This window comes from Stutzerimonas degradans, assembly GCF_024448505.1.
Taxonomy (GTDB): domain Bacteria; phylum Pseudomonadota; class Gammaproteobacteria; order Pseudomonadales; family Pseudomonadaceae; genus Stutzerimonas; species Stutzerimonas degradans.
Genome location: NZ_JAMOHV010000002.1, coordinates 114,752 through 139,106 on the forward strand (window position 1 = coordinate 114,752; position 24,355 = coordinate 139,106).

Here is a 24,355-nt window from a genome sequence, read left to right on the forward strand (position 1 = left end):
GCCCGACAAGTTACAAAACACGCCCTCAAACCACCTCCAGCAACCGCTTGCGATCAATCTTCCCGCTGGCCGTCTTCGGCAAACACTCCAGCAACACAATCCGCCCCGGCACCATGTAGTGCGGCAGACTGCGCTGCAGCTCGCGACGGATCGCCACCCGGCTCAGCGCCCCGGCCTCGCACAGCTCCACATAGCCGACCAGGCAGACCTCATCGCCCTCGCCATGCAGCCGCACCGCGGCGTCCTGCACACCTGCCAGCCGGCGCAGGCTGGCCTCGATCTCGCCCAGTTCGATGCGAAAACCACGCAGCTTGATCTGGTCGTCACGTCGACCACAGTACTGGTAGACGTCCTCGCCGACGCGTCGCGCCCGGTCGCCGGTGCGATACAGCCGCCGGCCGTGCCAGTCGATAAAAGCTTGCGCGGTGAGGTCGTCGCGCTGCCAGTAGCCGTCGGCCAGCGACGGCCCCTCGATGCACAGCTCGCCCTCACCACCCAGCGCGACGGCTTCGCCGTGCTCGTCCAGCAGCCAGTGACGGTAGCCGTCCAGCGACTGGCGCAGCAGCACGCCGGCCTCCTCGAGCGGCAGTTCGATACGCGCCATCAGCGACCACACCGTCGCCTCGGTCGGTCCGTAGCAGTTCCACAATTCGCCCACGCAGCCGCCCAGACGGGTCGCCAGCGTGGCATCCAGCGCCTCGCCGCCGCACAGCGCCCGCAGCCCGGGCCGTCCTTGCCAGCCGGCCTTGAGCAGCATGCGCCAGAACGCCGGGGTGGCCTGCAGCGTGTTGAGATCGCTGCGCCGCTCGAGCACTTGCAGCAGCTCGACCGGGTCCTTGTGGGTCGGCGCGCAGATCACCTCGACATAGCCGCCGCTCCACAGCGGGCCGAGCATCTCCAGCAGCGAGATATCGAACGCCGGGGTGGTGGTGAACAGCCAGCGCGTCGCCGGGCCGATGCCGAGGCGCGCGGTCGCCGCGGCGAGGAAGTTGGCCAGCGCGACGCGGTTGATCACCACCCCCTTGGGCCGGCCGGTGGAGCCGGAGGTGAACATCATGTACGCCGGCAGGCGCTCGTCCTGCTCGGGCCATTCCAGCTCGCCGGCCAGCCCGGGACGCAGCTGCCAGGTCGGCTGCGCGAATGCCACCGGCTGGTCCTGCAGCACCAGGCTCAGCTGCGCATCGCTGGCGATGCCCTGCAGCCGTTCGAGCGGGAATTCCGGCTCCAGCGGCACGAAGCACAACCCTTCGCGCAGGCAGGCGAGCACGCTGGCAACCAGATCCGGCGAGCGTTGCAGGTGGATGCCAACCCGCTCACCCGCCCGCAGGCCGCACTGGCGCAACTGCATGGCGATGGCCGCGACCCGCGCCTGCAGCTCGGCGTAGCTGAAGCTGTCGCCCAGACAGCCCAGCGCCGGACGCACCGCGTGGCGCTGGAACTGTTCGGTGAAATGCCGCTCAAGCGCATGCATGGCTGTCCTCCGTTTGCTCGGCCAGCGCCAGCAGGTTGTCCTGCAGCAGAGCCAGCAGCTGATCGTTCAGCTCGGCGCGCAGGTTGCCGATCTGCCGCAGGGTCAGCCGGCCGTCGAACACACCGCCGTGCAAGCTGATCAGCTCCGCCGAAGGGTTGTCCGCCGCGCTCGGCCGGCCTGGAGCAATGGGCAGCGCCTGCCAGGCGTCCGTGCCGCTCTGGTAGATGCCGAGGTAGTTGAGCGCCACCGCCGGCAGCGGCAGCTGCGGCCGAAAATCAGGATTGGCGCGCAGCGGCAGGTAGCCGACGCCCTTGTCCGGCACCTGTCGCAGCTGTTCGGCGGCGTGGCGCAGCAACTGCGGCCAGTCCTCCTGATCGCGCAGCGCCAGCGGGAACATGCTGGTGAACCAGCCGACCGTGCGGCTGACATCCAGCGCCGGGTCGATGGCCTCACGGCCGTGGCCTTCGAGCATGATCCACTGTCGCTCGCCCAGCCCGAGCCCGTGCAGCGCGCGGGTCAGTGCGGCCAGCAGCAGCTCGCGCATGTCTACCGCGAAGTGCCGGGTGGCCTCCTGCAATCGCCGCGTCAGTGCCTCGCTCAACTCCAGCTTCTGCTCACATGGTACGCCGCTGCCCGCCCAGCCCGCCGGCGGCGCCTCGGGCATGCCGGCCAGTTCGCCATGCCAGTACGGCAGCTGCGCCTCGGCGCGACGGGCATAAGCGGCCAGTCCCTCGCCCCACTGGCGGTAGCTGCTGGTCTTGGCCGGCAGCACCTCGCCGCGCGCGAGCCGGCGCAGGTCATCGACCAGGATGCGCCAGGACACCGCGTCGATGGCCAGATGATGCACGGCGATGAACAGCCCGCGCGTACCGCCGGCGAGGTTGTCGATCAACGCCCAGGCCAGGTGGCGCCCCTGCGCCGGCTGCAGGTGCGCCTGCAGCTCGGTCAGCGCCTGCTGCAAGCATTCCTCGCCGAGCGTTGCCGCATCGAGCCGCGCCGGCTCGCTCAATTTCACATGTGTCAGATAGCGCTGGCCGCGCGCAGCGACCGCCAGGCGCAGCGCGTCGTGATGACCCAGCAGCTGGCGCATGCAATCCATCAGCTGCGCCACCTCGATGGCGGCCGGCAGACGCAGCACCACGCCCTGATTCCAGTGTTGCGGGCTGGCGAACGGTTGCTCGAAGAACCACTGCTGGATCGGTTGCAGGGCGAAGGCTTCGCCCTCCAGCACGCCCTGCTCGGCACGGATCGCCACCCGTTCGCGCGGCTGGCCGAGCACCCGGCACAGGCGGCGCACGGTGCGCGCCTCGAACACTTCCCTGACCGTGCAGGCATGCCCGGCATCGCGCAGGCGGGTGGTCAGCTGGATGCTCAGGATCGAATCGCCGCCGAGGGCGAAGAAGTCGCTCTCCACCCCCAGCGGCTGCTCGAGCACACCCTGCCAGATCGCCAGCACCGCCGCTTCCAGCTCGTCCGCCGGCGCCACCAGCACGGCGCTGTCGGCCAGTTCGACCGGCGGCAGCCGCCGCGGGTCGAGCTTGCCGTTGGCGGTCAGCGGCATACGCTCGAGCAGGATCAGCCGCACCGGCAGCATGTATTCCGGCAGGCGCCGCGCCACGTCCTGCAGGATGGCGTCGGCGTCTGGCATGGCTTCACCCGCTTTGACCGAGGCGTAGGCCACCAGCGCCTGGCGCTGACCCTGGCGGGCGACGATGACCTTGACCTGTTGCAGCGCCGGGCAGCTGATGGAGAGCTGCGCCTCGATCTCGCCGGGTTCGATGCGATAGCCGCGCAACTTGATCTGCTCGTCGATGCGGCCGAGGTACTGGTAGTCGCCGTTGGCCAGCAGCCGCGCGCGGTCGCCGGTGTGATACAGCCGCACCGTCACGCCGGCGATCTCATGCTCGCGGAACACCGCGGCGGTGCGCTGCGGCTGGTTCAGGTAGCCGCGCGCCAGGCCCAGTCCGGCCAGGCACAGTTCGCCCGGTACGCCGACCGGGCAGAGCCGGCCGTGCGCGTCGAGCACCAGTGCCTGCATGCCGTCGATGGGCCGGCCGATGCTCGGCGTCGTGCCGGGTTCGATGCGCTTGGTCAGCGCGGTGACGGTGGCCTCGGTCGGGCCATACATGTCGATCAGGCGGAACTGCCGGCCCCAGCGCTCGGCCAGCGCCGGCGGGCAGGCCTCGCCGCCGAAGCCGACCGCCTTCATCGCCGGCAGCGGCCGCGCCGGCAGGGTCGCCAGCAGCGCGGTGGCGAAGATCATGTGGGTGGTGCGCATGCGCTCGATCTCATCCAGCAGGCCCTCGCCGGGGTCGGCCCAGAGCAGGCAGGCGCCATGGGTCAGCGGCAGCAGCGCGCACATGTTGCCGGCGTCGAAGGACAGCGACATGCAGTCGAGCATGCGATCGCCGGGGCCGATGGCCAGACGGCGGCCGTGATCCAGCAGCAGGTTGGCCAGCGCGCCGTGCTCGACCATCACGCCCTTGGGCAGGCCGGTGGAACCCGAGGTGTAGATCACCTGCGCCAGCTGCTGCGGCTCGTCGCTGCGCGGCGGCGCCGCAGGCGACTGGGCATCCAGCTGCGCGCACAGCTCGGGGTCGCTCAGATCGACCCAGCGCAGCTCGCCCAGCGCGAACGGCGCGGCGCCGGCACCGAGCAGCAGGTCAAGCCCGGCGTCGCTGACGATATGGGCGATGCGCTCGGCCGGGTAATCCGGGTCCAGCGGCACGTAGGCGCAGCCGGCCTTCCACACCGCGAGCGCGGCGACGGCGAAGGCGTTCTCGCGTCGCGCCAGCACGCCGACCAGCGCCCCCGGCTGGCAGCCCTCGGCCTGCAGCCAGTGCGCCAGGCGGTTGGCCCGCGCATCCAGCTCGGCGTAGCTGATGTGGCCTGCACCTTCATGCAGCGCCACGGCCTGCGGCTGGCGGCGCGTCCAGTCCTCGAACAGCGGCAACGGCGTCAGCCCGTGCGGATAGCCCGCCGGCAGCGCCGCCAACCGCTCGCCGGTGGCGCGCAGCAGTTCGTCATCGAGCAGTGGCAGTTGCCAGATGTCCTGCTCGGGGTCGGCGACCACCGCCTGCAGCAGCCGCAGCAGGCGGCTGGCATAACCTTCGACGGTGCTGCGCTCGAACAGCGCGGTGGCGTACAGCCAATCGACCCGCACCGCATCCATCAGCTCGGTGACCTTCACCGAGATATCGGTCTTGGCCGGCAGCGCCGGCGAGGTTTCCTCCACCGCGGCGCAACCGGGGATCAGGTCGTTGAAATCGACCCGCGCCTGGTACACCAGCATGATCTGGAAGATCGGGTTGATCGCCGTATGCCGCTCCATGCCCAGCGCCTCGCCGAGCGCCTCGAAGCGGTACAGCTGATGGTCGAAGGCCTGCAGATCGTCCTGCCGGCACTGGCGCAGGTAGTCGCTGAACGACTGCTGCTCGGGCAGCTGCGTGCGCAGCACCAGGGTGTTGACGAAGAAGCCCACCAGCGCCTCGATGTCCGGGCGTTCGCGGTAGGCCAACGGGGTGCCGACGACGATGTCGCGCTCGCCGCTGTGGCGTGCCAGCAGCAGGGCGAACAGCGCGTGCAGGCCGATGAACGGCGAAGCGCTGTGGCGCTGGCAGAGCTGCTTGAAGCGCGCCCACAGGCCGTTGTCGATCGTCGAGAACACCAGCGCGCCGCCACTGGTCTGCTGCGCCGGGCGCGGCCGGTCCAGCGGCAGGCTGTGCACCTCGGGGATGCCGGCCAGGCGCTCGATCCAGAACGGCTTGTACTCGGCGTGATAGTCGCGAAACAGCGGCGAGTTGAACCAGTGCGCGTAGTCGATGAAGGTCAGCGGCGGCTCGCCCCAGTCCAGCGGCTGGCGATTCTGATAGGCGAGGAAGGCGGTCTTGAGGTCGGCGAACATGTTCTTCACCGACCAGCCATCGGAAATGATGTGGTGCTGGTTGATCAGCAGCACGTGCTCGCGCGCGCCCAGGCGCAGCAGGTGCACGCGGGTCAGCTCGCCGTTGGCGAGATCGAACGGCCGCTCGATTTCCTCGCGCACCCGTTCGGCCACCCGTGCCTCGCGGGCCGATTCCTCCAGCCCGGTGAAGTCTTCGTGGACCAGGGCGAAGCCGCGATGGGCGACGATCTGCTGCTCGCCCTTGCCCTCGGCGTTGCGCACAAAGTGCGTGCGCAGGCTGGCGTGGCGCTGCACCAGGGCGTCGAAGGCGAACTCCAGCGCGGCCACGTCCAGCTCGCCGCTGAGGCGGAAGAACACCGGCATGTTGTACAGGTGCGAATGCTCCTGGTACTGCTCGATGAACCACAGCCCGCTCTGCGACGAGGACAGCGGGCCGACCTCGGCGTGACGCGGCTCGATGGGCGCGTCGAATGCCTGGCGCGCGCGCAGGCAGCGGACGATGGCGTCGCGATGGGTGCGGATCAGCTGACCCAGCTCGGGCGTCAGCGCCTCCCTGCTCGACTGCGAGACCAGCTGGCCCTGGGTATTGAGTGCCAGGTGTACGCCCTGCCCGGCGAGCTGCCGGAGCAGGCCGATGATGTTGTCGTGCATCTGCTACCTCTCAGGCTGCCAGGGTGGCGCCGCCGTCGACGACGATGTCCTGCAGGGTGATATGGCTGGCCAGGTCCGAGGCGAGGAACAGCACGGTGTTGGCCACCTCCTCGGGTGTGGCGATCTTCTGCAGCGGGATGCCGAGCTTGAACTGCTCGGGCAGGCCGGCGATGGTCCGCGCGCGGCCGCTGTCGTCGGCCCACATGCCGCGCTGCATGGCGGTATCGGTGGAACCCGGCGACACCAGGTTGCAGCGCACGCCGTAGCTCGCCAGCTCCAGCCCGGCGGTGCGGATCAGGCTGGTCAGCGCCGCCTTGGACGCCGCATAGGCCGCCATCTGCATGCGCGGCACCCGCGTCGCGTTGCTGCTCACCGCCACCACCGCGCCATGGCCTTGCGCGCGAAAGCGCGGCAACAGCTCACGCAGCAGGTAGAACGGCCCGGAGACGTTGACCCGCAGCGAGTCGTCCCAGTCGGCCAGGCTCAGCTCTTCGATCGCGCCGAGGCGCAGGATGCCGGCGACGCTGGCGAACACGTCGATGCCCTGCCCCGGCGCCAGCAACTCGGCGCAGGCCTGACGCACCGCGGCGGCATCACCCACATCGAGCACATGGGTGCGATAGCCGTAGTCGCATTCCGGGAACGCCCGATCCAGCCCCACCACCTCACCGCCGAGCCGGGCGAAGCCCTCGGCCACCGCGCGGCCGATGCCCTGGCCGGCGCCGGTGACCCAGATGCGCCGCCCGTGAAAATCCATCTGCTGTGTCATCTGCATGTCCTCACCAGACCCGTTCCACCTGCGCTTGCCCCTGCCGCAGACGGCTGTCGAGGAAGCGGCAGAAATCCGCCAGACAGGGGTTGTCGAACACATCCGAGACCTTCACCGCGGTGCCGAACTCGGCGGCCAGGCGGTTGACGATCTGGATGGTCTGCAACGACTGGCCACCAAGTTCGAAGAAGTTGTCCTGCGCCTGGATGCCGCCGACGCCGAGGATCTGCTGCCAGATGGCGCTGACCCGCTGCTGGGTGGCATCGTCCAGTGCCTGGATGGTCGCGTCCTGTAGGTACTCGGCCTGCAGGCGCTTGCGGTCGAGCTTGTTGCTGCCGGTGCGCGGCAGCGCGCGATAGTGGCGGTAATCGGTGGGCACCATCGCTGCGGGCAATACCTGACCCAGCGCGCGGCGAATCGCCCGCAGGTCGTCACAGGGGCCAGCGACGAAGGCCACCAGCCGGCGCAGTCCGCCGCCCAGCTCCAGGCCGAGCACGCAGGCCTCGTCGACGCCGTTCAGCGCCAGCAGGCGCGCCTCCACCTCGCCGGGCTGGATGCGGTAGCCGCTGATCTTGAATTCGTTGTCCAGCCGGCCTAGGTAGACCAGCTGGCCGTCGACGCGACGCACGCGGTCGCCGGTGCGGTAGACGGTTTCCTCGTGCGCACCGATGCGCAGGCGGGCGAAGGCCGCGGACGCGCTGTTGAGATAGCCGTTGGCCAGCTGAGGGCCGCACAGCACCAGCTCGCCCTCGGCGGCCGGGCGCTCGCCGCGTTCGAGCACCAGCGCCTGCACGGTCGCCAGCGGCAGCCCGATGGGCAGGCGTTCGGCGCTGGCATCGACCGTCTGCAGGTCGCAGCTGCTGGCGACCACCGTGGCCTCGGTCGGCCCGTAGGTGTTGATCAGCCGCAGCTTCGGTCCGGCCACCCGCTGCCAGGCGGCGAGCTGTTCGGGAAATACCGCCTCGCCGCCGATGATCACCGTCTTCAACCCGGCTGGAATCCGCGTCTGGCCGCTGCGCAGCGCCACCACCCACTCGTTCCAGAACGCGGTCGGCAGGTCGACGATGCTGATCGCCTGCGCCTCGATTCCATCGACGAAGGTGTCGATCGACTGCAGCAGCGCATCGGTGCGCAGCACCAGGGTCGCGCCGGCACTCAGGCTGACGAAGACTTCCTCGATGCTCGCATCGAAGTTGAACGGCGCGAACTGCAGCATGCGGTCGTCCGCCGTCACGCCGTAGCGCAGCCGCGCCGCCGCGCTGAAATGATCCAGCGCGCGATGGCTGATCTCCACGCCCTTCGGCGTGCCGGTGGAGCCGGAGGTGAACATCAGATAGGCCGCCGCCTCGCCGCTGCGCGGCGCATGCCGGCGTTCACAGGTGGCGAGCTGGCCGAGCAGCTGGATCGGTCCGGCGTAGCTGGCGCCCAGGCGATGGCGGTAGGCCGCTTCGGTGATCACCAGCGCCAGTTCTGCGCTGGCGCAGATCAGTGTCTGCCGTTCGGCCGGCTGCTCGGCATCCAGCGGCACGTAGACGGCGCCTGCCAACAGCACGCCGAGCTGCGCAAGGATCGCCTCGGGCGAGCGGGCGAGCATCACGCCGATCCGCTCCCCGGGCTGCACGCCCTGCTCCGCCAGCGCCGCGGCGATCTCCTCGGCGCGTGCCAGCAACGCGGCGTAGTTCAGCCGGCGCTCGCCCTGACACAAGGCGATGCGCTCCGGCTCGCGCTCGGCGTGCGCGCGGATCGCCGCCAGCACGCTGGTCACCTCGCCCAGCTGAACCTGTTCCGCGGCCGGCGCGCTGAGGCGCTGGTGAAATCGGTAGTCGGCCATCCATGCATCGAGGACCAGGTCGCGCGGCAGTTCGGGTGCCGCCAGCCAGCGGCGCAGCAACTCGAACAGTTCCTCCTGCAGTGCCCGCAGATGCTCGGCGCTGTAGCACGCCGGGTTGGCGTCGTAGTCCAGCTGCGGAATGCCGTCGGCACCGACCTGCACCTCCAGAGTCAGGTCCTCCACCGGCCCGGCGCTGAGGTTGAGCGTGCGCGCCGCCAGCTCGCCGTAGGCCAGCGGGCGGTCAAACGGCATGATGTTGATCAGCGGGCCGAACAGCCGCTGTTCGCCACCGACGCGGCCAAGGTCGCGGCGCAACGCTTCGTAGCGGTAATGCTGATGCTTGCGGCTGGCGCGGCGCAGCTTGCCGATCGCCTTCGCAGTGGCGATCAGGCTGGCCTCGCCATCGGCCTGCAGGCACAGCGGCGCGATGTTCATCTGCATGCACGGCACGTTGAACGAAGCCGAGCCGATGCGATTCATCACCATCAGCCCGAACACCTGGGCATCGCTGCCGCTGACCTGGCGCAGCTGCGCGCTGAGCGCGGCCAGCAGCAGATCGGCCCAGCCGATGCCGTGGGCGTCGGCGGTGGCGCTCAGCAGCTGCCACAGCGGTGCCGGGAAGCGCGCGCCGTGCCGCACGAAGGTCGCCGAGATCGGCGCGCTGCGCTCGCTGAAGCTGACCGGCGCCGGCAGCCGCGAGAAGGTCTCCAGCCAGTAGCCGCGCGCGGCGGCAGTCTTGTTTTGCGCATCGCGCTCGGCGTCCTCGGCGAGTACATCGGCATAACGGCCGAAGCCGCAGGCTGGTGCCGGTTCGCCGCGCACAGCGGCGCCGTAGAGCTCGGCGATGCGCTGGTACAGCAGGTTGGTGCCGTAGCCGTCGAGGGCGATGTGGTGCACGCAGCTGTAGAGAAAATCCTGCCCCGCCGCCCGCAGCAGGACGAAACGGCAGGCCAGCTCGCGCTCCAGGTCGAACGGCTGGCGGATGTCGGCCATCGCCCAGTCGCGCACCCAGGTTTCGGCGTCGGCGAACGCCGGCACCTCCAGCTGCGCTACCGTCAGCGGCAGCTCGCAGGGGTCGAAGCACACCGTTTCGCCGTCGATCACATATAGCCCGCTGAGTGCCTCGCACTCGCCCACCGCCTGCTGCACGGCGGCGATCAGCAGCGGCGCCTGCACCTTGCCGGCGAAGGCGATGCACTCGGCGGTGTTGAACATGGCGCGGTCTTCGTTGAGCAGGTAGCCGTACCACAGGCCCTGCTGCGCATTGCCCAGCGGCCTCATGCGGCACCTCCGTGCTGCTGGATCTGCGCCCACCAGCCGTTGAGCGTCGGCGTCTTCGCCAGATCGGTGAAGCTCAGCTCCAACCCCTGCTCGCGCCACTCGCTGAGCAGCGACATCACCTGGATCGAATCCAGGCCGTAGTCGAGCAGGTTCTCGTCCGGGTCGAACGGCTCGTCGATCTCATCGAGCATCGCCAGCAGGCGTGCCTGCAGCGCCTCGCGGGTCAGCCTCAGGCCTGCTGCATGCCCCAGCCCGAGCATCTCGCGGCATTCGATCACCCGCCCGCAGCGCGTGGCGATGTAATTCAGCGCCATCTGGTGGTCGGCCTGGCTGAAGTCGGCGATGCCGTCGGCCAGCAGGAACGGCTGGATGTCGCGCATGAAGGCGTCGCAGGCGGTCATCAGGCAGCCGATGTGGCCGTAGATGCCCCCGATGATCAGCTGGTCGCGGCCCAGCTCGCGCAGCAGGTGTTCCAGCGGCGAGCGCTGGAAGGCGCTGTAACGCCATTTGACCAGCACGGTGTCGTCCGCCGCCGGCGCCAGGCCGGCGACGATGCCCTGACGCGCCGGATACTGGGTAATGCCGGGGCCCCACATATCGTTGAGCAGCGCCCGCTCGGCGTTGGCCTGCTGCCCCGGTTGCGCGGTGTAGACCACCGGGATGCCGAGCGCCTTGCAGCGCTCGCGCACGGCGGCCAGGCGCTCGACCAGCGCGGCGACGAAGGGACTGTCCTCGCCCCAGAAGTCGCAGAAGTAGTCCTGCATGTCATGGATCAGCAGCACCGCGCGCGCGGGGTCGACCGGCCACTGGACCTTGTTCACCGCCCATTCGCTGGGCAGGCTGTAGGGCGTGAGCGTGGGAATCGTCATGGAGCGAAGTCCTTATTCAGTAACGGTCAGTTGTTCGGCGAGACGGCGGCGCAGGCGGGTCTTGTCGACCTTGCCCACCGCCGTCATGGGCAGCGCCGCGACCTGCTCGATGCGGTCCGGCAGCTTGTAGTCGGCCAGCCCGAGGCCACGCAGGTACTTGCGCAGGGCGACGGCCTTGAGCGTCGGGTCGCGGCTGACGATGAACGCGCAGCTCTTCTCGCCCATGCCCGGGTCCGGCATGGAAACCAGCGCGGCGTGGGTGACGGCCGGATGCGCCATCAGCAGGTTTTCCACTTCCTCGGCGGCGATCTTTTCGCCGCCGCGGTTGATCTGGTCCTTGATGCGTCCGACCACCACCAGGTAGCCGTCCGCGCGCAGCTGCACGAGATCGCCGGAGCGGTAGAAACCCTCGGCATCGAAGGCCTGGGCGTTGTGTTCCGGGCTCTGGAAATAGCCGCGGATGGTGTAAGGCCCGCGAGTCAGCAGCGCGCCGACCTGCCCCGGCGCGACCGGACGCCCATCGCGGTCGACCACCTTGACCTCGTCGTCCGGGCTCATCGGCCGGCCCTGGGTCAGGTAGACGTGCTCGTCGTCATCGTCCAGACGCGTGTAGTTGACCAGTCCCTCGGCCATGCCGAAGACCTGCTGCAGACGACAGCCGAGCACCACCGGGATGCGCCGCGCCTGCGCTTCCGGCAGTCGGGCGCCGCCGACCTGCAGCAACCGCAGCGAGGCCAGCTCCGCCTCGTGCCCGGGCGCTGCCTGCAGCCACAGCGACAGCGCCGGCGGCACCAGCGCGGCGACATTGACCTGCTGCGCAGCGATCAGCGCAAAACAGCTGGCCGGACCGGGATCGGCCGCGAGCACCACGCGGCCGCCGGCGACGAACACGCCCAGCGCGCCGGGCGAGCTGAGCGGGAAGTTGTGCGCGGCCGGCAGTGCGCAGAGGTAACGGGTATCGCGGTCGAAACCGCACAGTTCGACGCTGCGCCGCACGCTGTAGTAGTAGTCGTCGTGGGTACGGGGGATCAGCTTCGGCGTGCCGGTGCTGCCGCCGGAGAGCTGGAAGAACGCCACCTCGTCGGCGGGCGTCGGCGCAAAGTCGCACCCGGCGGCCACCGGTTGCAGCCAGGCCGCCAGGCCGCGCTGCGCCAGACCGTCGGCATGCAGCAAGGCGGTGTCGATGCCGGCCAGCTGCTGCAGTTCGGCGAGAAACAGGTCGTCGTTCTGGAACAGCGGATGCAAACGGCTGGCGATCAGCAGGCGCGGACGGATCTGCTCGGCATAGGCGCGCAGTTCCAGCCGGCTGTGGCTGAACAGCGCGTTGACTGGCGCAATCCCGGCCTTGAGCAGCGCGAAGAACACGATGTACAGCTCGGCCTGGTTGCCCAGCTGCACCAGCGCCCGGTCGCCCTGACCGAGGCCGTGATTGGCCAGTCGCTGGGCCAGGTTGGTGGACAATGCATCCAGCTCGGCGTAGCTCAGCTCGCGCTCGCCGCAGACCACCGCGATGGCCTCGGGCTGCGTTTCAGCCTGAACCGCGAGCATATGGCTGAGTGGCTTGCCCAGCCAGTAACCGGCCTGGCGGTAGCGCTCGGCGAATGCGTCCGGCCAGCGGGTGAACGGAATCAGGCTCACACGGCCTCCTTGTCGAGACCGAAGGCGGCGAGCATGGTGCCGAGCTTGGTGCCGGTTTCGCGCCATTCCGCCTCCGGGCAGGACGCGCTGACCAGACCGGCGCCGGCGAACAGGCGCACGCGGGTCTGCTGGATGATTCCGCAACGGATCACCACCGCCCATTCGCCGTTACCGGCGGCATCGCACCAGCCGATGATGCCGCCGAACACGCCACGGTCGAATGGCTCCAGCTCGGCGATCACCTGCTTGGCGGCAGCGGTGGGAAAACCGCACAGCGCCGGCGTCGGATGCAGCCGGCAAGCCAGGCGCAGCGCCGACAGCTCGTCCTGCAGCTCGCCGTCGATCCGGGTCGACAGGTGCCAGAGCCTGGCGGTCTTGAGCAGCGTTGGCGCCGGCGGGACGTTCAGCGTGCGGCACAGCGGGCGCAGCTGGCGTTCGAGATCGTCGATGACCAGCCGGTGCTCATGCTGATCCTTGGCCGAATCGAGCAGCGCGCGGGCGGCCTCCGCATCGGTCAGCGGGTCGAGCGACCGCTTGGCCGAGCCCGCCAGCGGATTGGTGCTGAACGCACGCCGGTGCTTGCGCAGCAGCAGCTCCGGACTGGCGCCGATCAGCACGCCCTCACCAGGCAGGTCGACCGCAAAGTGGTAGGCCTCGGGGTTCTGCTGGCGCAGGCCCTGGAAGATCGTCTGCGCGCAGGGCGGCTCGTCGAATTCGAGTTGCAGCAGACGCGACAGCACGGCCTTGTCGATGCGGCCTTCACGCAGCAGATCCAGCGCCTGATTGACCGCATCGCAGAAGCCAGCGCGCCCCGGCTGCTCGATGCAGCTGCGCGCGGCGCCGCAGGGCAACCCGCAGATCGCGGTGGGCGGCGCGCTGGGCGGCAGGAACGCCAGATGCCGCGGCACGAAGAGTCGCGATGGCTGCGCCTTGTCGAAGGGAATCACCCCGACTACCGCGGGATTGCTCAGCCCGGCCCGACGCGCGTCGTCGAATGCCTGCTGCATGCTGCGCTCTAGCGCCTGTCCATCGTCGTCGCAGGGCAGGGTCAGCGAAGCGAAACAGCCGCTCGCCTCGACTCCGCCAGTCGGCGAATAAAACCGGAAACCAGGGTCAAAGATACGGCTCTGGCGGGCGCCAGAGAGTACTGCCTGAGCCCATGCGTTCACCGCGACCTCCTTAGCCATTCTTAATCAGAATTATTATCATTTGCATAGAAGGCGACGAATCTAGCCACGCCGATCAGGTGCGTCAAATTATTTCGAGGGAATTTTTTGAATCGGCATGCATGCCAAAATGCCAGTACAAAGCGCGCGATCGAGCGCGAACTTCGGCAATCAACCGGCATCGAAATGGCGACATTCGATCGCTAAAGGAGTCGAAATGCGCGACAGATGGAGCCCCGACGCTAACCAGTGCAATGCGCTACCAGGGACCGGCGTGCGCCCCTCCGGCCGGCCGTGGCACCTGCGCGCCGGCGCGCTCGCGCTGCTCGCCACGGTCGCCACGGTCGCCGCGCTGCCCGCCTGGGCGACGAACGGCACCTCGCTGGCCGAGCGCGACGCGCACAACAAACGCCTGAGCGAACAGTTGCAGCTGGCACCGAACGGGCAATCGGCCGCGCCGACCGCGCGCTACAACCACATCATCACCTTCGGCCAGTCGCTCGCCTCGGCGGCCGAAGGCTGGCCGGCGCTGTCGACCGAGGCGCGCTACGACAATCTGATGCTCGGCCAGGCGGTGCGCTCGGCGACCTTCAGCGGCGCGTCCTTCGAACCCGTCGGCCAGACAGCCTTCAGCCCGCTGCGCGCGGTGGTGCAGCGCAAGAGCGATGCGCGGATCATTCTCGAACCGGCGCAGGTCGCCCGGCTCGAAGAGCACGCCCAGGAGGAAGGCGAATCGGTGGATATCGGTGCGCTGAACATGGCGCGACGCCTGTATCTGCAAAAACGCGGCAGCGACGCCGATCCGCAGCACCTGTTCCTCGCCAGCAACGCAGCAACCTCCGGACGCTCCATCGCCCAGCTGTCGAAGACCGGCGGCACCCACGAATACCGCCGCGTGCCGCAAGCCATGGACCAGGCGAAGGCGCTCGCCGACGCGGAGAACGCCAGCTATGCCGTCAGCGCGTTCTTCTGGATGCAGGGCGAGTTCGACTATTCACACACCAACGGCGGGGTGAACGACAAAACGCGCTACAAGCAGCTGGCACGCCAGTTGCGCGACGACCTCTATGACGACACCCGCGCCATCACCGGGCAGTCACGAATGCCCGCCTTCATCAGCTATCAGACCGACGCCAAATCCTCGGTGAAGGACGGCTCGCTCGCGGTCGGCATGGCGCAATGGGAACTGGCACAGGAGGAGCCCAACTGGTTTCTCGCCGGCCCGGTGTACCCGTACGTCGACAAGGGCGTGCACCTGTCGGCCAACGGCTATCGCTGGTTCGGCCAGATGCTCGGCAAGGTCTACCACCGGGTCGTCGTCGAGGGGCGCAAATGGCAGCCGCTGGCGCCGCGTCAGGCCACCGTGGCGGGGCGCGAGATTCTGCTGGATTTCCACGTTCCCGAGCCGCCGCTGCAGTTCGCCGAACCCTACCTCGGCCACGTCGCGCGGCCGGTGAAGAACAAGGGCTTCATGGTCTATGACGACAAAGGCGAAGTGCCGCTGACGGCAGTGGAGATCGCCGCCGATACCATCGTTCGCCTGCGCGCCGGGCGCGAACTGGCCGGACAGCCGCGCGTCACCTACGCCAGTTTCCAGGTCGGTGGAGCCGGCCAGTTGCGCGACAGCGATGCCACGCAGGCCGATGCCAGCTACGAATACCTGCCGGAACAGGGCATGCCCGAGGAGGCGAATATCCCCGCGCTGGTCGGTAAGCCCTACCCGTTGCAGAACTGGAGCATCGCCTTCGAGCTACTGGCAAGTCCCGTTCAGGCGCCCTAACGCTACCAGCCGAGGGTTTCTTTGAGGAAAGGAATGGTCAGCTTGCGCTGCGCCTGCAGCGAGGCCTGATCGAGGCGGTCGAGCAGCTCGAACAGCGCGCTCATGCTGCGCGCGCCACGGGTGAGGATGAAGCGGCCGACGTCGTCCGGCAGATTCAACCCGCGGCGCGAGGCACGCAACTGCAACGCACGCAGCTTGTCTTCGTCGGATAGCTGCTGCAGCTGGAACACCAGCGCCAGACTCAGCCGCGATTTGAGGTCAGGCAACTGCACCGCCAGCTCCCGCGGCGAGGCATCGGCGGCCAGCAGCAGGCGTCGGCCGCTGTCGCGCAGCCGATTGAACAGGTGGAACAACGCCTCCTCCCACACCGCATTGCCGGCGATCGCGTCGAGATCGTCGAGACAGACCAGTTCGCACTGCTCGAGGTTGTCGAGCAACGCCGGGCCATACTCGGCGACCTCGGCCAGCGGCAGATAGACCGCCTGCTCGCCACGCTCCTCGACGCGCAGGCAGGCCGCCTGCAGCAGGTGACTGCGACCAACGCCGATACTGCCCCACAGATAGATCAGTTCGTCCGACCAGCCCGCTGCCGGCGAACAGAGGCGCTCGACATAGCCGAGCGCCGCGGCGTTGGCGCCCGGATAGAAGTTGGCGAAGGTGGCATCGTCGCGCAGACGCACGCCGAGGGGCAGCTGGATGGGTTTCATGGCTCGGATGGTGGTTCGGCCGCGACGGCGGCATGCTTTGTGTAAAGGTCCGAGAGTTTATAGAGATCATGCACATGGCGCAGCAGAACCATGATCACCGCCGCCACCGGCAGCGCCAGCAGCACGCCGGTGAAACCGAACAGCTGGCCACCGGCAAGCACCGCGAAGATCACCGCCACCGGGTGCAGCCCGATGCGATCCCCCACCAGCATCGGCGTCAGCAACATGCCCTCGAGCAGCTGGCCGACCGTGAAGACGGCCGCGATGCCCAGCAGCGGATAAGGCTCCAGGCCGAACTGGAACAGCACGGCGATCACCGCTGCGCCGAAGCCGACGACGAAGCCCATGTACGGCACGATGCTCGCCAGGCCGGCAAGCACGCCGATCAGCAAGCCAAGCTCCAGGCCGACCAGCATTAGGCCGCTGGCGTAGATCACCGCCAGCGCCAGCATCACCAGTAGCTGGCCACGCAGGAACGCGCCGATCACTTCGTGGCATTCGCCGATCAGCGTCATCACCACGTCCTCGCGGCGACGCGGCAGCAGGCTGCGCAGCTTGGCCATGATCAGGTCCCAGTCGCGCAGCAGATAGAAGCTCACCACCGGCACCAGCAGCAGGTTGCCGACCCATGCCAGCAACGCCAGGCTCGATGCCGTTGCCTGGCTGAGGATCACCCCGACGAGGTCGGTCGTGCTGCCCAGATGCCCGGACAGCGCCGCCTTCAGCTGGTCGAGTCGCCAGAAATCTTCCTCCAGGCCCAGCTGCTGTTGCAGCCAGGGCAGCGCCTGCTGCTGCAGCCAGTCCAGCGCCAGCGGCGCAAGTTGATAGAGATGCATCAGCTGCTTGCCGAGCATCGGCAGCAGCACCAGCAGGAGCAGCAACAGCAGCAGGCTGAACAGCGTGAACACGGCGATCACCGCCCAGGTGCGCGACAGTTTGCAGCGCTCCAGACGGTCGACCAGCGGATCGCCCAGGTAGGCCAGCAGGATGCCCACCAGGAAAGGCGAGAGAATCGGCGTCAGCAGGTAGACCAACCAGCCGCACAGCAGCAGTCCGGCCAGCCACAGCCAGTGGTTGGAATCTTTCATGTTCATTGCGCGGCGCCTTGCGGTCAGGAGACTTGAATAGAGGGTTGGAGTAGCGCCTACCAGCGGTAGCGCAGCACCGTATCGGGTGCAGGTTGCGCCGCCGGCGGTTGCTCCGGCGCTACCGGCGCCGCACTGGCATCAAGCGGTGCCGGCTCGGCCGGAACCTCTTGCAGATGCGCCAACTCCAGCTGAGCGCGCAACTGCTCGGGGCTGGCGGTCACGCGATAGACCAGACGGTCGCGTTCGACACTCAGCAGCGTGCCGCCGAGCGGCTGCAGCAGTTTGTCCAGCTCGGCGAAGCGGGTGATGTCTGCGCCGAGCACTTCCAGCGTCAGCTCCCTGGCTGCGCCCGGAGCAACGACATAGCGCGGCGCCAGGTATTGGCTCACCGCGAGCATCACTGCGTCGGCGACCGCCGCCTGGCTATCGCCCTTGGCCTGCCCGCTGCCGTGGGCATCGTTCAGCCAGAGATTCCAGTGCGCCTGCCAGCCTTCCTCAGCCTCACGCGCATGCACCGTCAGCAACGCATCGGCGGCGTAGCGTTCGGACGGTTCGCGCAGCGCCTGGGCGTCCGCGGCGGCGAGCGTTTCGGGCGTTGCCACGAGCTGTTCCTGCAGATCGGCCAGCGGCAGACGCAACGGCAGGCCGCGATGCCGAGCCGCGGCCTGCAGCGTGGTCGCGCCATCCTGCGCATCGCCCAGCAGCTGAGTGCCATTGGCCGTCTCGCTCAACCACCATGCCAGCACTACCGGCCGATTGGCACCCCACAAGGCCAGGCCGGCCTCGCGCAGGGTGCGCTCGGTGGTGGCCGGATCGAACTCGACGACAATGCTGTCGCCCTCGTAGCTGTAACGGCTGATCAGCTTCTGCGGGTCCTTGCGCAGTTCGGCCAGCGCCGATTTGCCGGCGCTGCCGGCATCGCCGGTCAGGCGCAGCAACAGCGTATCGAAGGCTCGCTGCAACGCCTCGCCGCGCGCGTCGGCCTGCTGGCTGGGCACCGGCTCGCGCACCTGATAGAGCGTGCGCAGCGGTTCGGCGAACAGCGGCGACGCCGCGAGCGCGAGGCAGACGACGAGGAAACGGGAAACTAGGCGCATGGAGGGTTCTCGCGAGAGCGGCTGATCGCCGGCGGGGAACGGGAGCGCATACCTTAAACAGCCGCCGGATACCCGGCAACCGACACACGCCCGGCCTGTCGGCTGGGTCACCGCCGCGTCCGGTCGTAGCTGCCCACGCCGTGCGCCCCGGGCGGGATGGTCGCTGCGTGGCAAGCCTGATAAAATCGCGCGCTTTCCGCAGACCGACTCCGACGCCCCACCGCGGGCCGGAAATCCTGCGCCAGCCGAAGGCATGCTTCCACTGGCCGTCGCACGGTCGAAACCCGCACTCCTCTCACAGGCCCGGACTCTATGAGCAAGCAACCCTCCATTAGCTACAAGGACGCTGGCGTCGATATCGATGCAGGCGAAGCGCTGGTCGAACGCATCAAGGGCGTGGCCAAGCGCACCGCGCGCCCTGAAGTGATGGGCGGCCTGGGTGGCTTCGGCGCCCTTTGCGAGATTCCGGCCGGCTACAAGCAGCCTGTGCTGGTCTCCGGCACCGATGGCGTCGGCACCAAGCTGCGTCTGGCGCTGAACCTGAACAAGCACGACAGCATCGGCCAGGACCTGGTCGCCATGTGCGTCAATGACCTCGTCGTCTGCGGCGCCGAGCCGCTGTTCTTCCTCGACTACTACGCCACCGGCAAGCTCAACGTCGACGTGGCCGCCACTGTGGTCACCGGCATCGGCGCCGGTTGCGAACTGGCCGGCTGCTCGCTGGTCGGCGGCGAAACCGCCGAAATGCCCGGCATGTACGAGGGCGAGGACTACGACCTGGCCGGCTTCTGCGTCGGCGTGGTGGAGAAGAGCGAGATCATCGACGGCTCCAAGGTCGCCACTGGCGACGCGCTGATCGCCCTGCCCTCGTCCGGTCCGCACTCCAACGGTTACTCGCTGATTCGCAAGATCATCGAAGTCGCCGGCGCCGATATCGAGAACGTGCAGCTCGACGGCAAGCCGCTGGCCGATCTGCTGATGGCGCCGACGCGCATCTACGTCAAGCCGCTGCTGAAACTCATCAAGGACACCGGCGCGGTCAAGGCGATGGCCCACATCACCGGCGGCGGCCTGCTCGACAACATCCCGCGCGTGCTGCCCGAAGGCGCCCAGGCGGTTATCGACGTAGCCAGCTGGAACCGCCCGGCGGTGTTCGACTGGCTGCAGGAAAAAGGCAACGTCGACGAGCACGAGATGCACCGCGTGCTGAACTGCGGCGTCGGCATGGTCATCTGCGTCGCTCAGGACCAGGTCGACGTGGCCCTGGCCAACCTGCGCGCCAGCGGTGAGCAACCGTGGGTGATCGGCCGGATCGCCGAGGCCGCCGAAGGCGCGGCGCAGGTCCAGCTGAACAACCTGAAAGCTCACTGATGCCCTGCAACGTCGTCGTCCTGATCTCCGGGTCCGGCAGCAACCTGCAGGCGCTGATCGACAGCCAGAGCGACAGCAACCCGGCACGCATCGGCGCGGTGATTTCCAACCGTGCCGATGCCTACGGACTGCAACGCGCCCAGGCCGCCGGCATTCCCACTCAGGTGCTGTCGCACCGTGAGTTCGCCGACCGCGAGGCTTTCGATGCAGCACTGATGGCCGCCATCGACGCGTTCCAGCCCGATCTGGTCGTGCTCGCCGGATTCATGCGCATCCTCACGCCCGGCTTCGTCCGCCATTATCAGGGACGTCTGCTGAACATCCACCCGTCGCTGCTGCCCCGGCACAAGGGGCTGGATACGCACAACCGCGCCGTGGCTGCCGGTGATGCCGAACACGGCTGCAGCGTGCACTTCGTCACCGAAGAGCTGGACGGCGGGCCGGTGGCGATCCAGGCGGCGATCCCGATCCGCCCGGATGAAAGCGTCGCGCAACTGACTGACCGCGTGCATGTCGAAGAACATCGCATCTACCCGCTCGCCGTTCGCTGGTTCGCCGAAGGGCGCTTGCGCCTCGGCGAGCAGGGCGCGATGCTGGACGGCGAAAAACTGCCGGTCTCCGGCCATCTGATACGAACCTAGGAGAGATTATGCGTCGCGCCTTGCTGCTCGCTCTCGCCGTGCTGGCCCTGCCGGCCCACGCGCTGGAGCTCAAGCCCTTCTCCGCCAGCTACACCGCCGACTGGACGCAGGTACCGGTCAGCGGCACTGCCGAACGCAGCCTGGCGAAAACGCAGGATGGCCGCTGGCAGCTCGATTTCGAGGCTTCGATGCTGGTTGCCAGCTTCAGCGAGCGCAGCACGTTTCGCGTCGAGGGTGACACCTTCCTGCCGGACAGCTATCGCCTCGAACGCGGCGGCCTGGGCAAGGGCAAGAAGATCAAGCACGACTTCGACTGGCAGGCCAAGCAGGTGGTCGGCAGCGACCGCGGCGATCCGGTCAAGCTGACGCTGCACCGCGGCCTGCTGGACAAGTCGACCTATCAGGTCGCTCTGCAGCAGGAAGTGGCGGAAGGCAAGCAGAGCATGAGTTATCAGGTGGTCGACGGCGACGAGATCGAAACCTACGACTTCCGCGTGCTCGGTGAGGAAAAGGTCGACACCCAGGCCGGCCAGGTCGACGCGATCAAGGTCGAGCGCGTGCGCGATCCGACGCAGAGCAAGCGCGAGACCATCCTCTGGTTCGCCAAGGACTGGAACTATCTGCTGGTGCGCCTGCATCAGGTGGAAAAGGATGGCAAGCAGTACCAGATCATGCTGCAGGAAGGCAGCGTCGACGGCCGCGCCGTCAAAGGCAACTGATCACTCGCGGCGCCGCTCTGCGGTGCCGCTCTCTCCCTGTCGAGTACCCCATGACCGCCGCTCGCGCCCTGTTGCTCGTCCTGCTGCCGCTGTTCGCGGGCTGCCAGTCGCTGTTTCACGCCGAGGCGCCCGCGCCAGCCGGTGATCGTCTGCAGGGCATGCTGACGCGCCAGGGTGATGCCTGGCAGCTGCAGCCGTGCAGCCAACTGCCGGCGCTGCGGTTACGCGACACCAAGGATGGCGAGCTGCTCGAGCTGGCCAGTGCGCTGATGGCGGACGGGCAGACGCAACTGTTCGCCGATGTACGCGGAGCGCTCGATCTGCAGCAAGCCACGCTGACGGTGAATCGACTCTACCGCCTGCAGGGCGAGGGGCCCGGCTGCAACGATACGAATTTCCCACGCCTGATCCTGCGCGCCAGCGGCAACGAGCCCGGCTGGAGCCTGATGATCACCGGCGACGGCTTGCTGCTCGAACGCCCGGGCGAACCCGCGCTTGCCCTGCCCTATCTGGAAGAGCAGCTGCCCGAGGGCCAGCTGGCCTTCACCAGCGAAGCCAACCGGCAAAGGCTGCAGCTGTGGGTCACGCCACAGCGCTGCCAGGACAGCGCCAGCGGCGCCGTCACGCACCTGAGCGCGCAGCTGCGCCTGGATGACGGCAAGGTCCTGCGCGGTTGCGCCTACTACGGCGGCGCCCGCAACGATTGAACCCACCGAGGCGCAGCGCGCCCCGCGACTGACAAGAACCAGAACCATGAACGACGCACTGTCCCTGCTGCAGCCCTACCCCTTCGAGAAACTGCGTGCCCTGCTCACCGGCGTCGTGCCGCCAGCAGACAAGCGACCGATCGCACTGTCGATCGGGGAACCCAAGCATCGCTCGCCGGACTTCGTCGCCCAGGCGCTGAGGGACAACCTCGATCAGTTGGCGGTCTACCCGACCACGCTGGGCATCCCGGCGCTGCGCGAAGCGATTGCCGGCTGGTGCGAGCGGCGCTTCGGCCTGGCCGCGGGCGCGGTCGATCCGGCCCGGCAGGTGCTGCCGGTCAACGGCACGCGGGAGGCGCTGTTCGCCTTCACCCAGGCCGTGGTCAGCCGCGCCGCCGACGGCCTGGTGATCAGTCCCAACCCGTTCTATCAGATCTACGAGGGCGCGGCGCTGTTGGCCGGCGCCACGCCGCACTATCTGCCGTGCCTGGCCGAGAACGGCTTCAATCCTGATTTCGATGCGGTGCCGAGCGACGTCTGGCAGCGCTGCCAGATCCTGTTCCTCTGCTCGCCGGGCAACCCTACCGGGGCACTGGTACCGCTGCAGACGCTGCAGAAACTTATCGCCCTGGCCGACGAGCACGACTTCGTGATCGCCGCCGACGAGTGCTACAGCGAACTCTACTTCGACGAGGCCAACCCGCCGGCCGGCCTGCTGAGCGCTTGCGCCGCGCTCGGTCGCCACGACTACAAGCGCTGCGTGGTGTTCCACAGCCTGTCCAAGCGCTCCAACTTGCCGGGCCTGCGCTCGGGTTTTGTCGCCGGCGATGCCGACATCCTCAAGGCCTTCCTGCTCTACCGCACCTACCACGGCTGCGCCATGCCGGTGCAGACCCAGTTGGCCAGCGTGGCGGCGTGGAACGACGAGATTCACGTGCGCGCCAACCGCGAGCTGTATCGGGCGAAGTTCGACGCCGCGCTGCAGATTCTCGCGCCCGTGCTCGACGTACAGCGTCCCGATGGCGGCTTCTACCTGTGGGCGAAGACGCCGGGCGACGATCAGGCCTTCACCCGCGAGCTGTTCGCCGAAGAGCACGTCACCGTGGTGCCAGGTTCCTACCTGTCGCGCGAGATCGACGGTCTCAACCCCGGCGCCGGTCGGGTGCGCATGGCGCTGGTGGCCCCGCTGACCGAATGCAGCGAGGCCGCACAGCGCATCCGCGACTTCCTCGAACGCCGCTGAACGGCCGCAGGCCCGCTGCAACCGCCCGCTGCGTTCAGTAGACGCCGGGCGGTATGGCGTCCTTGCCGTAGTTGCGCAGCTTCTTCAGATTCTCCGGCTTCATGTGTTCCGGCAGATCGGCCTCGCGCCGCTCCTCGTCCGGCTCAGTCCGCTCGGACCGTTCTGGTTGGTGCTGCCTGTTCTGTTCGCTCATGTCAGACTCCTCGCCTTCAGTGGGCCTACCCTTCCCAGATCGGTTCGCCGTCGGCATCGATCTCGCGCAGCCTGTTCAGCGCGGCCTCGGCGACACTCTGCGCCTCGGATTGCAGATCGAACCGGCGCCCGTCCGCTACTTTGACTATATGCACGTGCTCGTCGCTGTCCCGCCGCTGTACGGCGATGATCGCCTGATAGCCATCCTCCAGCGGGATGGCCGATGACAGCGCCTCGAAATGTTCGAAATGTCTGCGTGCCATGAAGTGCCCCGTCGTTGCGATTGTCACCAATGGACAACAAGACGCTGGTAAAAGATCGCCGACCCGGCTCGAACGCGCCCGCCGTGCCACGCTCTGAATACAACCATAGCCCTGCCGGAGAAGACCGATGACCATGACCGAAGAATATGCCGCGAGCGAACCCAGCCGCGCGGCGGTCGATGCCCTCGACGGGCTGACACTGCTGGAGTTCGGCGCACCCTGGTGCGGTCATTGCCGTGCTGCCCAGCAACCGCTGGCACAGGTTCTGGCCGAGCGTCCGGCGCTGCGTCACCTGAAGATCGAGGACGGCCCCGGCCGTCCGCTCGGACGCTCGTTCCGCGTCAAGCTGTGGCCCACACTGATCCTGCTGCACCAGGGCGTCGAGATAGCACGCGCGGTTCGCCCAACCACCGTCGATGCCATCGAGCAGATCCTCGGCAATGCCGGCCAGGCCTGAGCCGCGCGACATTTCCGGTCACACCCGCGGCGGCGCTCCGAGACCGGCGCGCACCGACATACAACAGCCGGGCATGGCATAATCCGCCACCGGTTTTGCAGGAGTTTGGAGAGGCATCCATGCCCAACGATAACCAGGGAATTTGCCTGTATGGCATCAAGGCCTGCGACACGATGAAGAAGGCGCGCAGCTGGCTCGACGAGCAGCAAGTGGACTATGCCTTCCATGACTACAAGAGTGCCGGCATCGACCGCGCTCACTTGCAGGCCTGGTGCGACGAACATGGCTGGCAGACGGTGCTGAACCGCGCCGGCACGACCTTCCGCAAGCTGGATGACGCGCAGAAAACCGATCTCGACCAGGACAAGGCCATCGAACTGATGCTGGCCCAGCCGTCGATGATCAAACGCCCGGTGCTCGATCTGGGCAGCCGGACCCTGATCGGCTTCAAGCCCGATCTCTATGCCGCCGCATTGGCGAACACGAACTGACAGCGGCCCGTCGGCACGG

20 protein-coding genes are annotated in these 24,355 nt (G+C 68.1%); 8 read left to right on the forward strand and 12 right to left on the reverse strand.

Going from position 1 to position 24,355, the window contains the following annotated elements:
• Positions 1-25: 25 nt before the first annotated feature.
• Genes NAV27_RS03310 through NAV27_RS03340 form a run of 7 tightly spaced genes read right to left on the reverse strand, consistent with a single transcriptional unit; the run spans position 26 to position 13,421 of the window.
• Positions 26-1,471, reverse strand: a complete 1,446-nt coding sequence (locus NAV27_RS03310; RefSeq protein WP_102827326.1) for an amino acid adenylation domain-containing protein — start codon at positions 1,469-1,471, stop codon at positions 26-28.
• Positions 1,458-6,026 (reverse strand): non-ribosomal peptide synthetase, encoded by a 4,569-nt coding sequence (locus NAV27_RS03315; protein ID WP_102827327.1) that lies wholly within the window; start codon positions 6,024-6,026, stop codon positions 1,458-1,460. Before NAV27_RS03315 ends, NAV27_RS03310 begins: the two co-directional genes overlap by 14 nt.
• A gap of 10 nt (positions 6,027-6,036) precedes the next feature.
• Positions 6,037-6,801, reverse strand: coding sequence for a 2,3-dihydro-2,3-dihydroxybenzoate dehydrogenase (gene dhbA, locus NAV27_RS03320; protein ID WP_102827328.1), 765 nt, complete (start codon positions 6,799-6,801; stop codon positions 6,037-6,039).
• Positions 6,802-6,805: 4 nt separating this feature from the next.
• Positions 6,806-9,907: a non-ribosomal peptide synthetase gene (locus tag NAV27_RS03325; protein WP_102827329.1), complete on the reverse strand. Its 3,102-nt coding sequence runs from the start codon at positions 9,905-9,907 to the stop codon at positions 6,806-6,808.
• Positions 9,904-10,776, reverse strand: coding sequence for an isochorismatase family protein (locus NAV27_RS03330; protein ID WP_102827330.1), 873 nt, complete (start codon positions 10,774-10,776; stop codon positions 9,904-9,906). Before NAV27_RS03330 ends, NAV27_RS03325 begins: the two co-directional genes overlap by 4 nt.
• Before the next feature lie 12 nt (positions 10,777-10,788).
• Positions 10,789-12,414, reverse strand: coding sequence for a (2,3-dihydroxybenzoyl)adenylate synthase (locus NAV27_RS03335; protein ID WP_102827331.1), 1,626 nt, complete (start codon positions 12,412-12,414; stop codon positions 10,789-10,791).
• Complete coding sequence (locus NAV27_RS03340) at positions 12,411-13,421, reverse strand: isochorismate synthase (RefSeq protein WP_102827332.1); 1,011 nt, start codon at positions 13,419-13,421, stop codon at positions 12,411-12,413. The genes NAV27_RS03335 and NAV27_RS03340 overlap by 4 nt, the downstream gene beginning before the upstream one ends.
• Before the next feature lie 376 nt (positions 13,422-13,797).
• Between NAV27_RS03340 and NAV27_RS03345 the strand changes: the two genes are divergently transcribed.
• Entirely contained in the window at positions 13,798-15,360 is a 1,563-nt protein-coding gene (locus tag NAV27_RS03345) for a phosphate ABC transporter substrate-binding protein (protein ID WP_232249136.1), read from the forward strand.
• Positions 15,361-15,362: 2 nt separating this feature from the next.
• Here NAV27_RS03345 and hda read toward each other — a convergent pair whose 3' ends face one another.
• Genes hda through NAV27_RS03360 form a run of 3 tightly spaced genes read right to left on the reverse strand, consistent with a single transcriptional unit; the run spans position 15,363 to position 18,252 of the window.
• Positions 15,363-16,067 (reverse strand): DnaA regulatory inactivator Hda, encoded by a 705-nt coding sequence (gene hda / locus NAV27_RS03350; RefSeq protein ID WP_008568131.1) that lies wholly within the window; start codon positions 16,065-16,067, stop codon positions 15,363-15,365.
• Positions 16,064-17,161 carry an AI-2E family transporter gene (locus NAV27_RS03355; protein WP_180981378.1) on the reverse strand — a complete coding sequence of 366 codons (1,098 nt, stop codon included), beginning with the start codon at positions 17,159-17,161 and terminating at the stop codon, positions 16,064-16,066. The genes hda and NAV27_RS03355 overlap by 4 nt, the downstream gene beginning before the upstream one ends.
• A 50-nt stretch (positions 17,162-17,211) precedes the next feature.
• On the reverse strand, positions 17,212-18,252 hold the full coding sequence (locus NAV27_RS03360) for a DUF2066 domain-containing protein (protein ID WP_008568134.1): 1,041 nt from the start codon (positions 18,250-18,252) through the stop codon (positions 17,212-17,214).
• A 312-nt stretch (positions 18,253-18,564) separates the two neighbouring features.
• On the opposite strand from NAV27_RS03360, the gene purM reads away from it, so the two are divergent.
• Genes purM through dapC form a run of 5 tightly spaced genes read left to right on the forward strand, consistent with a single transcriptional unit; the run spans position 18,565 to position 22,933 of the window.
• Complete coding sequence (gene purM / locus NAV27_RS03365) at positions 18,565-19,623, forward strand: phosphoribosylformylglycinamidine cyclo-ligase (protein WP_102827333.1); 1,059 nt, start codon at positions 18,565-18,567, stop codon at positions 19,621-19,623.
• A complete protein-coding gene (gene purN, locus NAV27_RS03370; RefSeq protein WP_008568135.1) occupies positions 19,623-20,264 on the forward strand; it encodes a phosphoribosylglycinamide formyltransferase in 642 nt (213 codons plus the stop codon). Before purM ends, purN begins: the two co-directional genes overlap by 1 nt.
• Before the next feature lie 8 nt (positions 20,265-20,272).
• Positions 20,273-20,983, forward strand: coding sequence for a DUF3108 domain-containing protein (locus NAV27_RS03375; protein WP_008568136.1), 711 nt, complete (start codon positions 20,273-20,275; stop codon positions 20,981-20,983).
• A 50-nt stretch (positions 20,984-21,033) separates the two neighbouring features.
• Positions 21,034-21,690 carry a COG3650 family protein gene (locus NAV27_RS03380; RefSeq protein WP_102827334.1) on the forward strand — a complete coding sequence of 219 codons (657 nt, stop codon included), beginning with the start codon at positions 21,034-21,036 and terminating at the stop codon, positions 21,688-21,690.
• Between the two features lie 46 nt (positions 21,691-21,736).
• A complete protein-coding gene (dapC, locus tag NAV27_RS03385; protein WP_102827335.1) occupies positions 21,737-22,933 on the forward strand; it encodes a succinyldiaminopimelate transaminase in 1,197 nt (398 codons plus the stop codon).
• A gap of 34 nt (positions 22,934-22,967) precedes the next feature.
• Here the strand turns inward: dapC and NAV27_RS03390 are convergent, their stop codons facing one another.
• Both NAV27_RS03390 and NAV27_RS03395 read right to left on the reverse strand, forming a co-directional pair.
• Positions 22,968-23,126, reverse strand: a complete 159-nt coding sequence (locus NAV27_RS03390; RefSeq protein WP_167136399.1) for a hypothetical protein — start codon at positions 23,124-23,126, stop codon at positions 22,968-22,970.
• 25 nt (positions 23,127-23,151) lie between these two features.
• The gene (locus tag NAV27_RS03395) at positions 23,152-23,388 is read right to left on the reverse strand and encodes a hypothetical protein (protein ID WP_077683542.1); all 237 of its coding nucleotides are present in this window, start codon (positions 23,386-23,388) and stop codon (positions 23,152-23,154) included.
• A 127-nt stretch (positions 23,389-23,515) separates the two neighbouring features.
• Between NAV27_RS03395 and NAV27_RS03400 the strand changes: the two genes are divergently transcribed.
• Together NAV27_RS03400 and NAV27_RS03405 are read left to right on the forward strand one after the other, a co-directional pair.
• The gene (locus NAV27_RS03400) at positions 23,516-23,845 is read left to right on the forward strand and encodes a thioredoxin family protein (RefSeq protein WP_102827336.1); all 330 of its coding nucleotides are present in this window, start codon (positions 23,516-23,518) and stop codon (positions 23,843-23,845) included.
• A 119-nt stretch (positions 23,846-23,964) separates the two neighbouring features.
• Positions 23,965-24,336 carry an ArsC family reductase gene (locus NAV27_RS03405; RefSeq protein ID WP_043296051.1) on the forward strand — a complete coding sequence of 124 codons (372 nt, stop codon included), beginning with the start codon at positions 23,965-23,967 and terminating at the stop codon, positions 24,334-24,336.
• Positions 24,337-24,355: the final 19 nt, after the last annotated feature.